This is a genomic window from Rhizobium sp. CF122, from assembly GCF_000282035.1.
Classification (GTDB): domain Bacteria; phylum Pseudomonadota; class Alphaproteobacteria; order Rhizobiales; family Rhizobiaceae; genus Rhizobium.
Map to the genome: position 1 here is coordinate 1 of NZ_AKKA01000018.1, position 13,246 is coordinate 13,246.

A 13,246-nucleotide genomic window follows, 5' to 3' on the forward strand; every position below is an offset into this window, starting at 1 on the left:
CGGCGGACGTCCGCCCCTGCCGATGCCGTCGATTACCAGTTCTCGCCCTTCAGCGTCGTCAGGTCGGCCTCGAGAAGCTCGAGGTTTTCTGCGGAGGTGCCGTTGCCCGAAAGCGAGTTGTGAACGGCGGTCCAGAACTTCGAGGAGACCTCGTTGTACTTGACCTTGGCGGATGCCGACGGCCGCGGAACGGCGTTCTGGAAGATCGGCTTCCAGTTCGGCATGAACGGCTGTGCGGCCGCGATGTCCTTGTCATCATAAAGCGCCACCAGCGTCGGCAGGTTGGAGAGTTCGATCGCGCGCTGCTTCTGGCTTTCCTTGGAGGTCAGGAACTTGACGAGGGCAATCGCGGCGTCCTGGTTCTGCGAGTACTTGGAGACGGCAAGGTTCCAGCCGCCGAGCGTCGAGGACGGCGTGTCGCCCTCCTTGGCAACCGGAAGCGTCGTCACATCGAACTTGCCCTTGACGGCGCTGTCTCCACCATTGCCGAGAGCGTAAGCGTAGGGCCAGTTGCGCATGAAGACGGCATTGCCGGTCTGCCAGACGCCGCGGGACTCTTCTTCCTGGTAGGCCAGCACGCCGCCGGGCGAGATCGTTCCGACCCACCCCTTGGCGCGGTCAAGCGCTGCTGCTGCGTTTTCGTTGTTGATGGAGATCGTGCCATCGGCTTCGATGATCTGGCCGCCGCCCGACGATTTCACCCATTCGAGCGCGTTGCAGGTCAGGCCTTCATAGGCGTTGCCCTGGAAGACATAGCCCCACAGATCCTTCTGGCCGGCGGCGCGTTCCTTCTCCTGGATTTCCTTGGCGGTCGCCGCCATTTCGTCCCAGGTCTTCGGCGGCTGCTTGCCGTACTTGTCGAGCAGGTCCTTGCGGTAGAAGAGCGCCGGCGCATCGGTATAGAGCGGCATGGCGACGAGGCGACCGTTCACGGTCTGCGAGGCGATGATCGACGGGAAGAAATCCCCGACGACGTCCTTTGCCGCATCCTTCAGATCGACGAACTGGTCGGCAAGCTGCGGCGCCCAGATGACGTCCGTCTGATAGACGTCGACGTCCTTGTTGCCGGCGGCGAGCCAGAGGCGATACTGCGAAAACTGTTCAGTGGACGACGACGGCATGGTCACGATGCTGACCTTGTTGCCGGTCGCCTTCTCGAAGGCATCGAGCTGCTTGCGGAACAGGTCGAGATTCTTGCCGGTCGAGCTTGCGGAAATGCTGATATCGGCCGCGAACGAGGGCTGTGCGATACCGATCAGCGCGGCCGCGACGGCGACCGCTGTGAAACGAAACGTCATATCTTCCTCCCAAAAGAACCAAACATTGGAAAAATTGAAAACGGTTTGGCTGGAAAAAACTGTCAGAAGGTCGATATTGAGTCAAGCGGGTGCTCGGGTCAAAGTCGTACAACCGCGATCAAATATTGATAACAAAGCAAAATCATAGGGATGCCGCTGAATTCGGTTGTGGGAAAAGAGCAGGATCTCCGGCCGAGGAATATCTAAAATTGAAAACGGTTTGGCTGTTTGTATGCTGCTATGCTTAGGCCATAAGGGAAGACAGCATTTGCTGGCGCAGCCGGCTGGATCAGCACGAAAGACGCAATGTCGCATGAAGCTTAAAGAGTTCGCGAAACAGGTGGGATTGTCCCCCACAACAGTCAGTCGTGCCCTGAGTGGCTATCCCGAGGTGAGTGAGACGACACGCGCGCGTGTTGCGGAAGCCGCGGTCAAGTTGGGTTACAGTCCGAACGTCAATGCTGTGCGGCTGAAGACCGGCCGGGCCGGGGCAATCGGCGTGGTGATGGGGCGTGCCGGCGAATTCCACTTCGCCGAGTTCATGGCCGGCATGGCGGAGCGACTGGTCGCGGATGAGACCGACATTCTCGTCATCCCGATGGCGGATCCGAATCATGAAGACGAGATGCAGCTCTACCGGCGACTCGTGGAGAGCCGGCGCGTCGATGCGATCATCGTCCACTCGCCCAAGCCCAACGATGAGCGCATTGCGCTGCTCCACGAACTCGGCATGCCGTTTCTTGTGCATGGCCGATCTGCCATCGACGTGCCGCATGCCTGGCTCGACATCGATAACGAAGGTGCGATCAAGCGGGCAACATCGCATTTGATCGATCTCGGTCATCGGCGCATTGCCATGATCAACGGGCGGCCGGGCGCGACCTATGCCCTTCATCGAGACAGTGGCTTCCGCAAGGCTCTCCAGAGCCACGGTATCGAGCCTGATCCGCAGCTGATGGCGAGTGGAAACTTCACCGACGAGCTTGGCTTCCGATTCGCACGCTCTTTCCTCGAACAGCCCAACCCGCCAACGGCCTTCGTTGCGGGATCAATGATGACGGCGCTCGGCGTTTATCGTGCGGCTCGGTCGCTGGGGCTTCAGATTGGTCGGGATGTCTCGGTCATCGCGCATGACGATGTCTTTCCATATCTGACTGCAGACAACATGGTGCCGTCGCTTTCGGCAACGCGGTCGTCGATGCGTGCGGCGGGATCGCGATGTGCCGATCTTGTGCTGCAGCTGTTGTCAGGGCGGTCTCCGCTGGAGATCCACGAATTGTGGCCTGTCGAACTGATCCTGCGCGAATCGACGGGGCCGGCGAGGCAGTCCTTGTCCTGATGTTAATATCCGGATGCTGCGTTTACGGAGCGGGCTGCAGGTACAATATCGCGCGTTTTTCCGAAACGCTGGAAAGATGATTTCTGCGTCAGCGGAATTTCGGTGCTTGGTTGATTGAGCGGACGGCGCCAAAACCGCATATTGACAACGGTTGCTCACGCATGTCGGCCATCCTCCCGGTCGAGGAGCAACTGTTCCCTCTGGAGGTTCTTGACCTTCATACTCTAGCCACCGTGTAAAGCGGTGGCTTTTTTTTGGCATTAGTTCGCAAGTGCCGCAGAGACAGATCGTAGACCAAGCGGTCTCCCGGCTATCGCAGAAATACTAGTCGGCCAACGATTTGGTACCCTGTAACCTTAAGGCATCTTCATCTGACTGGTAGTCGAAATGGTCTCTTGGATATGCTGCTAACTGTGGCAGGTATTCGCGCCAATTATTGCTGTCTACGGTGTTAACAAGCCACCTTACCGTCGGTTCAACAGACTGGGCATAGGTCATCGCCGCTGTTGCCGCCGCTGAACAAATCATAGGGCTAGGGATTGACCAAGGGGTCGCGCCAAGCTCTGGAGGGTATGACGCCGTCTCAGGCAGACCAATTAGCTCTGCCTCCACGCCCATCACATTCATGATCGCGCGACCGATCTCTGAAACGGCAGGGCTATCCGCATCGGAGACGTTTGCAACGGCTGGCAATTTTCCGGCCATTGCTTTCAAAATCGCGTCAGCGATGGCGGAAACAGATGTGGTTTGGAAACGGCTAGGTCCCTGATACGCCAGCGGAATAACGGCTCTACCGTCCAACAACCTTTTCACGAACCACCATTCCCGTGCGTGCTTGCTTTGAGGTCCATGAATGGCGCAAGGACGCAGAATAGTAACCGGGCATGACGCGCCCGTTAGAAGCTTATTTTCCATCGCGACTTTGCGTGTCGAGTAGGTTTTAGAACCGGGGGCAACGGTTGGGCTTTGCTCATTAAGTGGTAACTCGAAAACTGGAAATCCGCATTCGAAGGCCTCATCGAGTGTTCGCCCATCGTTGTCGCAATAGACACTTGCACTTGAAATCGCAACGATCCGTCCTGCCGCGCGGCCCGCCTGTATAAGGCACTCGGCGTCACGTTCGTCGAATCCAACGCACGAGAGCAGCAAATCGGTCCTGTCGCCAACAATTGCGGTCAGCTTTTGAGTATCACGCGCGTCAACTTCGACATGGTTGCAGTCGCGCATCAAAGCCGCATGAGAACGACTCAAAGCCGTGACGCGCCATCCTTCTCGGAGTAGGCTCTGTCCTACCGCTTGGCCAATCTGGCCCGTTCCGCCGACGATCACAGCTTGTCGCATTGGATTCACCAGAGCTCGCAACATCACCAACTTAGAGACAGGTGGCTCCACTACAAACTAAAATCACGACGTCGCCACATTGCCGCAAAAGGTAGTATGACCAGCTGACTTTTCCGCTCCGTAAGTAACCGCAGTCGGCGCAATGGCCGCCGTCAGCCTCGCAAGATGGCCGGTGGCATTTGATTGTTCCGTATTTTGTGCCCATCGCCCTGCCGAAGCACCTCGGAACATTCGCTTGTGGCTCCCGTTTTCCCTGAAGGAAAGAGCTGAAGGAGAGCGTCATGCAGGTTGTCGGCACACAGGTGGTTCCCGAAATGGGCGGCAAGCTGGGCTTCACGGTGGAATTCGTAGGCGACGGCGGGGAGGTGGTTTCCGTGCTGTTGCGCAATGACGAGGCGCAATCCGTCAACTCAAGGAATGCAGTCGAATTGGCCAAGGCGGTCATGTTGGAGATGGCTGCCGCCGAGGCCGGTGACGTCAACTCTGATGGACCGACGGCGCGGTTGAGCGCCCGTGCAGCAGGCGATCGCAACGCCATAGAAGAACAGCTCGATGAGGGATTGGAAGGCACATTTCCGGCGAGCGATCCGGTTTCGGCAACCGGCTCCACGATCTCGAGGGGGCCAGCAAAACATTGAGAGGGCAAGGAAAAGATCGTTTCATCTGCTGTGCTGCGGTTCCAGGGTTGCCATCGACGCAAAAAAGAGCGCCGGAGCCGCGGGGTCCCGGAACTTTTTCGCCTCCAATCTGTTGAATCCTCTCGTTGCAAACGCGGGCGGGTGATCACGTGCCTCACATCCGAAAGATCGATCGCAAGAGCGGGCAGATAGATGCCCGAGACCGGCTGATTATTGCGCTCTACGCGCAGCTCAAGGCCGAACGCCAGACCCGCGAAACTCTTGAATGGGTGATCCGCAACGGAGGACTGTCGAAGGATGTGCTCGAAGCTATCGCTGCCGACCCGGTTCCGGTGGTGACGAGCGACGACGTCGCATCCGTTGAGAAGATCATAGCCTTGGACGAAAGGCGCCGGCGTAAACTGCAGAACGACAACTGAGGGAATGTCATGGCAGCTCGGGCAAGCTGGAAAGGCCATCTGAAGGTCGGGGACCTCGTGTGCGGCGTGGGACTATATACCGCCGTCTCCACATCGGACCGCATCTCATTCAACATCATCAACCGCAAGACCGGTCATCGCGTAGAGCGGCAGTTCGTCGACAGCGAGACCGGCAAGGCCGTTGAACGCGATGATCAGGTCAAGGGATACCAGCTGGACAACGGCGAATACATCGTGATCGAGGGCGATGAGATTGCCGGCGTCATGCCGGAGAGCGACAAAGTGCTGAACGTCCAGAACTTCGTGCCCTACAACGAAATCAACAAGCTCTATTTCGATAAGCCCTACTATCTGGCTCCGGCGGGCGAAGATGACGAGGAGGCGCTCGGGCTGATCGCTCGGGCGATGCGCGATCAGAAGGTTGCGGCGATCGCAGAGGCGGTGCTTTTCCGCCGCAACCGCACGGTCCTGATCCGGCCGCAGGACGACCATGTCGTCGCGACGACGTTGAGCTTCGACTACGAGGTCCGCAAGCCGGATGCGGTCTTCAAGGATATTCCGGAGATGAAGTTCGATGAGGAAATGCTCGAACTAGCCGGCCATATCATCGGCACGAAAAAGGGCGCCTTCAATCCACAGGAGTATGACGATCGCTACGAGATGGCGCTTTCGGAGCTGGTGAAGGCGAAAATCGAGGGCAGGGAGCTGCCGAAAGCGAAGCCAAAGCCTCAGGGCAAGGTCATCGATCTCATGGATGCCCTGCGTCAGAGCGCCAAGCTGAGTGCTAAGCCACGGGCCGGCAAGCGCGCCGCTAGCGGGCAGACGAAGGCGAGCTAACCATGGCTCTGGAGGCCTATCAGGCAAAACGCAATTTCCAGGTAACGCCTGAGCCGCGGGGGAGCCGGCGTGGCGGCAAGTCTCCAGTACCAGCAGCGCTCAGCTTCGTCGTTCAGAAACACGATGCGACGAGACTTCACTATGACTTCCGGCTTGAGCTCGATGGCGTGCTGAAGAGCTGGGCCGTCACTCGCGGGCCAAGCCTCAATCCTGATGAAAAGCGGCTTGCCGTTCACGTCGAGGACCATCCGCTGGACTATGGCGACTTCGAAGGCATCATCCCGAAGGGGCAATATGGTGGCGGCACGGTGCTCGTTTGGGATCGGGGCACCTGGACGCCGAATGGCGATCCGCACAAGGGCTACAAAAAGGGCCACATGGAGTTCGACCTCGACGGAGAGAAGCTTTGCGGTCGCTGGCACCTCGTGCGCATGCACGGCAAACCGGGTGAACGGCAGGAAAACTGGTTGCTCATCAAGGCAGAAGACGCCGAGGCTCGCCACAAAGGCGACATTCTCAAACAGCGGCCGGAATCGGTGAAAAGCGGCCGCAAGATCGACGAGGTGGCCAAGCACCCTGACGCCACCTGGAACTCCCGACCCAAGGGCACATCAAAGCCGGCCTCTGTGAAGCCTGTAGCGGCCCGGGCGAAGCCGAAACGACATGAGTGGCCGAAGGGCGCCGAAAAGGCCCCGATGCCTGCCTTTGTCGAGCCCGAGCTTGCCAAGCTCAAGGCCAAACCACCGTCGGGCGAAGAGTGGATCCACGAAATCAAGTTCGACGGATACCGGCTGCAGGTGCGGCTTGACAACGGCAAGGCCGTGCTTTCGACGCGCAGTGGGCTCGACTGGACCGAAAAGTTCGGCCAGGAGATCGTTGACGCCTTCGCGGCACTGCCGGCCAAGTCGGCGATCATGGACGGAGAGATCGTCGTCGAGCGGGAAAGCGGCGCCTCCGACTTTTCGGCCCTCCAGAACGATCTCAGCGAAGGGCGTCACGATCGGTTCGTCTTTTACGCCTTTGATCTGCTCTATCTCGACGGATACGACCTGCAGCAAGCGCCGCTCACCAGCCGTAAGGAGTTGCTGCAGGGGCTGCTGGCAGATGCTGACGGAGGGCTGCGCTACAGCGAGCATTTCGCCGAGAAGGGTGCCGTGGTGCTGGAGCATGCCCGCCAGCTCGGTCTCGAGGGCATTATTTCGAAAATGGCCGACAGCGAATATGTGTCCGGGCGCACCGGCGACTGGGTCAAATCGAAGTGCCTGCAGAGGCAGGAATTCGTAGTCGGCGGCTATGTGCCTTCGACCTCGATGAAGAATGCGATCGGCTCATTGGCGATGGGCGTCTACCGCAATGGCAAGCTGGAGCATGTGGGCCGGGTCGGAACAGGTTTCAGCGTCAATGTCGCGCACGAGCTCTATGAGACGCTGTCGGCGATGGAACAGAGAGAGAGTTCGTTCGACGATGAGCTCACCGCAGAGGAACGACGCGGGCTTGTTTATGTCACTCCGAAGCTTGTTGCCGAGGTCGAGTTTCAGGCATGGTCGGCGGACCACAATTTGCGGCACGCCGCGTTTCGTGGGTTAAGGGAAGACAAGGCGCCAGAGGATGTGATGCCCGAAGCAACAAATACAACTGCTCAGGAACTGCCTCAGTCCAAGGTCACGCTCACGCACCCGGATCGCATCTATTGGCCGGAGGAGGGCATCACAAAACAAGGGCTGGCCAGTTATTATGCGCGGGTGTGGCGCTTCATCGAACCCTACGTGACCAAGCGGCCGTTGGCGCTGCTGCGTTGTCCTGATGGTATCGGCGGGCAGCGGTTTTTCCAAAAGCATGCCTGGAAGGGCATGAATTCAAGCATCGAACAGATCACCGATCCGAAGGACAGAGGCGGCGAGAAATTGCTGCGCATAGTGGACTTCGACGGGATGATTGCGCTTGTCCAATCCGCCGTGCTGGAGATCCATCCCTGGGGTGCCACGACAGCCAGCTGGGAACGACCCGACATGATCACCATGGATCTCGATCCGGCCGATGGTGTCAGCTGGACAGATGTGATCGCCGCCGCCAACGAGCTGAAGGAGCGTCTGGAAGCGGCCGGTCTCGCGGCCTTCGTCAAGACCTCCGGTGGCAAGGGACTGCATGTCGTGACGCCGCTGAAACCGAAGGCGAGCTGGGTTCAGGTCAAGGCCTTCGCCAAGGCACTCGCCGATGGCATGTCGAAAGATCAGCCGGACAAATATCTCGCGACCGCCACGAAGGCGAAGCGGACCGGCAAGATTTTCATCGACTACCTGCGCAATGGGCGCGGCAACACGGCAGTCGCCGCCTATTCGACGCGTGCGCGGCCGGGGGCTGCCGTCTCCATGCCGCTTGAGTGGAAAGAGTTGACCGAGGAAATAGGTCCGGCCTATTTCACGGTCGACAACGCGCCCGCGCGTCTCGATACCTTGAGAAGCGATCCGTGGGTGGACTTCTTTGCTGCCGCCGTCCCGCTCGAGAGGCGAAAATAACGGACTACTAGTTGCGATGTCTCAGTGAGATTTCGGACGGCCTGTTTCCTTGGCGAGGCTCTTTTTCAGAGCGTCCATGATATTGACGACGTTGCCCGTCGGCCTCGGTGCCGGCCGCTTGGCGGATGGCGGTGTGGCTTTGACGAGGCTTTTCTGCTTCGCCCGGATCATCGCCCTCAGCCGTTTCTGGATCGGATCCTGCACCATGGCAGGCTGCCAGTCCTCGGTCCGGTCCTTCACCAGCTTCTTCATCATGGAGAGCACGGTGTCATCCACTTTGCTGTGGCTGTCCAGTGTCGCTGCCGGCGGGCGAACCTCGTCGCCGAAATGTAGCGTCCAGAGGATGATGCCCTTGCCCTGCGGCTCAAGCAGAACTGCCCGCTCGCGCCGGTAGAGAACAAGTCGGGCGATACCGACGACATCGTTTGCCTTCATCGACTCCCGGATCACGCAAAAAGCTTCGGTGCCGACCTTGTCCTCCGGGGTGAGAAAATGTGGTTTGTCGTACCAGATCCAGTCGATCGAGCCGCGCGGCACGAAGGTATCGATGTCGATCGTCTTCGTGCTTTCCAGCCCGACTTCATCGAGCTCCTTGTCCTCCAGAATGACATAGTCGTCTTCGCCGCGTGGATATCCCCGGGCTTGATCCTTATCGGCAATCGGCTTGTGGGTGACACTGTCGACGTAGCGGCTTTCGACGCGGTTCTTCGTCTTTCGGTTCAGGACATGAAATCGAAGCTGGTTGCTGTCTGTCGTCGCCGGTGTCAGCGACACCGCTGCGGTAACGAGTGACAGTTTGAGATAGCCCTTCCAATAGGTCTGACGTGCCATTTGCGCCCTGGCGCCCTGGCGCCATCTCCCGTGGCCGCATTCGCGGCAATTCCTCATAACGGCGTGAGCTGCAGTTTGGTTCCATTGCAAGCGTCGCGAAGCGTGCGCATACAGGGAAATAGTCGCTGTCAGTGGCCGTTGAGGCCTTTCAGCCAGCGTAGCACGGCGATTTCACCCTGATCCATCCAGCGCAGCAATCTGGCGTTTCTGCTCGGCCGGGCGCTAGCGAGCTTGGCCAGCTCGCCCGTTTCGAAGCTTTCGAACACCCTTGGATGGACGTAGGACGATCTGCATACGGCGCGCGTGTTGACGAGGCGTGCGGCAACCGCATCGATGACCTCGTTCATCTGTCGCGCGCGCCCAAGCCGGCTTTGCTCCGGTTCGAGCGCCGCAAGCCCTATCGCAGCCATTTGCGTTGCACCCCACGTGCGAAATTGCCGGGAGCTGAAATCGGCTCCGGATGCCTGTCTTATGTAGGCATTGACATCTTGCGACTGGATGGGATGGGAGGCGCCATGGTTGTCGATATACTGGAACAGCTGCTGGCCCGGCAGTTCCTGGAGCATGCGCACGGCGCGCGTGATGCGCCGGTCGCTGTGGCTGAGGCGCCATTCCTTCCCAGATTTGCCCTTGAAGCGGAAGTGAATGCTCGAGCCCGATATTTTCACATGCCTGTTGCGCAGCGTCGTCAGGCCGTAGGAGGCGTTTTCCGAAGCGTAGCTTGCATTGCCGACACGGATATAGAGATTATCCAGCAGCCAGACGATCGTCCCGAGCGCTTTGTCGAAATCGGGCGCCCGACGCCTGAGGTCGGAATCCACCTTCCTGCGGATTGCCGGGAGCGCCGAGCCGAAATCGGCAAGCCGCTCGAACTTGCTTCTGTCCCTCTCCGCAGTCCATTCGCGATGGTAACGATACTGCTTGCGGCCGCGTGCGTCGCGGCCGGTGGCCTGCAGGTGGGAATTCGGATCCGCGGAAATGAGAACCTCGGTATAGGCAGGCGGAATGGCTAAAGCCGAGATTCGCTCGAGTTCCGTCGGATCGCTGATGCGCGTGCCTTTGGTGTCGTAATAGAGAAATCCATTCTTGCCGGCTCGCCTCGTTATGCCGGTTTCCAGGTTCGCGACAAAGACCAGACCGCCGACTGCCGGTGGCTCGCTGAGCGCAGCCGCCAGTTTCTCGTCAAGTTCGCATTTATAGGTCGCTCTCTGGTCCACAGTGAGCGGGAAACGCCGTTGCCCCCGGTAGGTTCCGATGCATTGATGGTAACTGTTAATACCTCCGCTGACGGCTGCCAGGAAGCCCGGTGAGCCTGCTATTCAATGACCACTTGAACGTAGGTAGCACCGCTCTTGGCGTAGTAGAGTGATCCGCAGCGGTAATAATATCCGCCGTAGTACGCACCGTAGACGCAACCGGCCGGCAGAGTGCTGATGTACACGTTCGTTCTGCGGACGACACGGCGGGTGGTCCGACGGGCAACACCCGCGTAGGAGAGCGGTGTCAGGGGATGCCCGATCACCGCCTCGGCCGGGGTAGATACCCTGAACGTCAGGGTCGTCAGGTCACTGCCCTCCATGCTGACGTCAAGGGATGCGAAGGCGACTGCGAGCGCAAAGGCGAAAATCCTTACGACGGTTTTCATTGTGCGTCTCCCATCATGCCTGTCGGCGCCGGCAGTTCATCGATCTGACCGAGTTCGCTCAAATCAACCTTCTTTGCATCGCCCGGAATCTCGATCGCGACGTTTGCGACCTTCACATCTTCTCCCGCGCGGAAATTCCGGACTTCAAGCATGTATTCCGGTGCTTGGACGACATGTTTGCTGGTGACGACATAGCGCTTCGGGATCGGCGTCGATCCTGTCTCGATCCAAATCTGCCAGTCGATGTCATTTTTCCGGAAAGTCAGGTATTCACATTCGACGCCGTCGACGACCGCGCTTGAGATGTGCTTGGCCTCGGTGACGCCGTCCATCAGCGTATCGAAGCTGTTCGAGAGCAGGAGATCGGAGCCGGGAATCTCTGCGCCGGCGTTCTGCAGCCGATCAAAAAGCTCATCAAGGCTCCCCTTCGCGTCGATCTGGGCGTACGCGTCGAGATTCTTGCCATGTACGGTCAGTTTCGTCCCGTCAAAGCCGACATCCAAGTCAGCAAAGCCACCGACACGCGTTACCCGGAACTTGTCTGGTCGGCTGATGGTGGCAGTGCCGGAGCTGACGAATTGCAGTTTCTCGAAAGCTGGCGTTACTGCCTCCACCGACGAGACATAGTCGAAGGAGAATGTCTTCTGCGCCGCCATGTAGTCGGACATCGCCTTCAGACGTGCCTTCGAATCGTCAGCCCACGCCCCGGTCGGGCCGCTTAGTCCGGCGGTCATCGCGCACGCGGCAACCAGTGCCTTGAAGCGCGTCGGCAGTGGGAATTTCGGCCCTCACTTTGACAACGGTTGATTGGGTACGCGTTGAATGCTGGGTACGCTAACGTCGCTGGCGGCATTGCCATCGATAGAAGGGCGTAGCGAGGCTATCCCTTAGACATGCCCTTGGGGCACTCAAGAACGGCTTGGCACCTTTCGGTCGATCGAACGGAAGCACAGCTACTGCACGTTTCTTTTTCGCGGCCGAAATGTAACTGTAGGTTCATCTCTTGTCGCACATCGCAGCTTGCATCGGCAGCTATTTATCGCCTGCGTTGCTATTGCTTTTCGCGGAAACATTGTCCCATACTATACTTAGCCTCGGCGTTTGGTGCGTTGGGATCCACTGCGGGGCACGCATGAAATCCAAAGCTCGTGCATCCGTCGAGGTAGGGGAAATGCGTGGCAGATCGTATCGGGGGCTATACCTAATCGGGATTCTTGCAATGGCCGCCGGCTTGTCGTCGTGCGACAGCGGCAGCAATGCGTATGTGCCACCGCCACCCCCGAAGGTGAATGTTGCACAGCCGTTGCAGCAGCCGGTGGTTGAATATTTCGAGCTCACCGGCAATACAGACGCGATCAATGCGGTCGACATCGAAGCGCGAGTTCAAGGCTTTCTCGAGACCATCGACTACAAGGATGGAACTGCCGTGAAGAAGGGCGACAAGCTCTTCAGCATCCAGCGCGACACCTATAAGGCGCAGGTCGACCAAGCCCAGGCGCAGCTGGCCTCGCAGCAGGCGTCGCAGGTTGGAGCGAAGCAGGAATACGACCGGCAGGTCAATCTCATGAAGCAGGAGGTGACGACGCAGACGGCCGTCGACAGCGCCAAGGCGACGCTCGACGAGGCAAACGCCTCCATTCTGAACGCGCAGGCGAGCCTCGATCTCGCAAATATCAACCTCGGATATACGGAGGTGGTGGCGCCCTTCGACGGCACGGTGACCGACCATCTTGTTGATGTGGGTGCGCTGGTCGGTGTGTCCGGCCCGACAAAGCTTGCCACGATCGTTCAGACTGACCCGCTCTACGTTTATTTCAACGTCAGCGAATCGCAGGTGCTGATGATCAAGCAGAGCCTTGCAAAGGCAGGGCGTAAGCTGACCCAGACTGATCTTCCGAGCATACCGGTCGAGATCGGGTTGGGCGACGAAGAGGGATACCCACACAAGGGCCACCTCGACTATGTCGCTCCGCAGGTCGATGCCTCGACAGGCACGCTCTCGGTTCGAGGCATTATCGATAACAAGGACCATGCGCTCCTGCCGGGCCTCTTCGTGCGCGTTCGTGTCCCGGTCGCCCACAAGGACAAGGCGCTTCTCGTTCGCGACGATGCGATCGGCACCAACCAGCAGGGCAACTATGTACTGGTGCTTGGCAAGGACGATGTGATCGAGCAGCGACCCGTCAAGATCGGTCAGCGCGACGGGTCCATGCGCGTTATCGAGTCCGGTATCGATGCTGGCGACTGGGTGGTCATGGCCGGCATTCAACGGGCCGTGCCCGATATGAAGGTCACGCCTGAGAGAATCACGATAGACGCTGCCGCGGCAACAGGGGATCCCAGCGGATCGAAGGTCCCATGAACCGAGACCACGCCCAATCA

General features: G+C 59.0%; 12 protein-coding genes. 6 read left to right on the top strand and 6 right to left on the bottom strand.

Translation table 11 applies throughout. The features are described 5' to 3' along the window. Nucleotides 1-32: 32 nt before the first annotated feature. A complete protein-coding gene (locus PMI09_RS04310; protein WP_007789254.1) occupies nt 33-1,298 on the bottom strand; it encodes an ABC transporter substrate-binding protein in 1,266 nt (421 codons plus the stop codon). Nucleotides 1,299-1,611: 313 nt separating this feature from the next. Here PMI09_RS04310 and PMI09_RS04315 point away from each other — a divergent pair, with 313 nt between their 5' ends. Next, nucleotides 1,612-2,637 (top strand): substrate-binding domain-containing protein, encoded by a 1,026-nt coding sequence (locus PMI09_RS04315; protein WP_007789256.1) that lies wholly within the window; start codon nt 1,612-1,614, stop codon nt 2,635-2,637. 324 nt (nt 2,638-2,961) lie between these two features. On the opposite strand, the gene PMI09_RS04320 is transcribed toward PMI09_RS04315, so the two are convergent. Further along, the gene (locus PMI09_RS04320; protein ID WP_052026510.1) at nt 2,962-3,978 is read right to left on the bottom strand and encodes an NAD-dependent epimerase/dehydratase family protein; all 1,017 of its coding nucleotides are present in this window, start codon (nt 3,976-3,978) and stop codon (nt 2,962-2,964) included. A 281-nt stretch (nt 3,979-4,259) separates the two neighbouring features. On the opposite strand from PMI09_RS04320, the gene PMI09_RS04325 reads away from it, so the two are divergent. The 4 genes from PMI09_RS04325 to ligD all read left to right on the top strand — a co-directional run bounded on the left by PMI09_RS04325 (nt 4,260) and on the right by ligD (nt 8,388). Beyond that, nucleotides 4,260-4,616, top strand: a complete 357-nt coding sequence (locus PMI09_RS04325; protein WP_007789259.1) for a hypothetical protein — start codon at nt 4,260-4,262, stop codon at nt 4,614-4,616. Between the two features lie 149 nt (nt 4,617-4,765). Next, the gene (locus PMI09_RS04330) at nt 4,766-5,035 is read left to right on the top strand and encodes a hypothetical protein (protein ID WP_007789260.1); all 270 of its coding nucleotides are present in this window, start codon (nt 4,766-4,768) and stop codon (nt 5,033-5,035) included. 9 nt (nt 5,036-5,044) lie between these two features. Next, nucleotides 5,045-5,872, top strand: a complete 828-nt coding sequence (gene ku, locus PMI09_RS04335) for a non-homologous end joining protein Ku (RefSeq protein WP_007789261.1) — start codon at nt 5,045-5,047, stop codon at nt 5,870-5,872. A gap of 2 nt (nt 5,873-5,874) precedes the next feature. Further along, nucleotides 5,875-8,388: a DNA ligase D gene (gene ligD, locus PMI09_RS04340; protein WP_007789262.1), complete on the top strand. Its 2,514-nt coding sequence runs from the start codon at nt 5,875-5,877 to the stop codon at nt 8,386-8,388. Nucleotides 8,389-8,409: 21 nt separating this feature from the next. On the opposite strand, the gene ku (PMI09_RS04345) is transcribed toward ligD, so the two are convergent. The 4 genes from ku (PMI09_RS04345) to PMI09_RS04360 all read right to left on the bottom strand — a co-directional run bounded on the left by ku (PMI09_RS04345) (nt 8,410) and on the right by PMI09_RS04360 (nt 11,598). After that, nucleotides 8,410-9,219: a non-homologous end joining protein Ku gene (gene ku, locus PMI09_RS04345; protein ID WP_007789263.1), complete on the bottom strand. Its 810-nt coding sequence runs from the start codon at nt 9,217-9,219 to the stop codon at nt 8,410-8,412. A 128-nt stretch (nt 9,220-9,347) separates the two neighbouring features. Then, entirely contained in the window at nt 9,348-10,436 is a 1,089-nt protein-coding gene (locus PMI09_RS04350; RefSeq protein WP_007789264.1) for a DNA topoisomerase IB, read from the bottom strand. 98 nt (nt 10,437-10,534) lie between these two features. Then, on the bottom strand, nt 10,535-10,864 hold the full coding sequence (locus tag PMI09_RS04355) for a hypothetical protein (RefSeq protein ID WP_007789266.1): 330 nt from the start codon (nt 10,862-10,864) through the stop codon (nt 10,535-10,537). Then, complete coding sequence (locus PMI09_RS04360; protein ID WP_007789267.1) at nt 10,861-11,598, bottom strand: DUF2092 domain-containing protein; 738 nt, start codon at nt 11,596-11,598, stop codon at nt 10,861-10,863. The genes PMI09_RS04355 and PMI09_RS04360 overlap by 4 nt, the downstream gene beginning before the upstream one ends. Before the next feature lie 437 nt (nt 11,599-12,035). Here PMI09_RS04360 and PMI09_RS04365 point away from each other — a divergent pair, with 437 nt between their 5' ends. After that, nucleotides 12,036-13,226 (top strand): efflux RND transporter periplasmic adaptor subunit, encoded by a 1,191-nt coding sequence (locus tag PMI09_RS04365; protein WP_007789268.1) that lies wholly within the window; start codon nt 12,036-12,038, stop codon nt 13,224-13,226. Nucleotides 13,227-13,246: the final 20 nt, after the last annotated feature.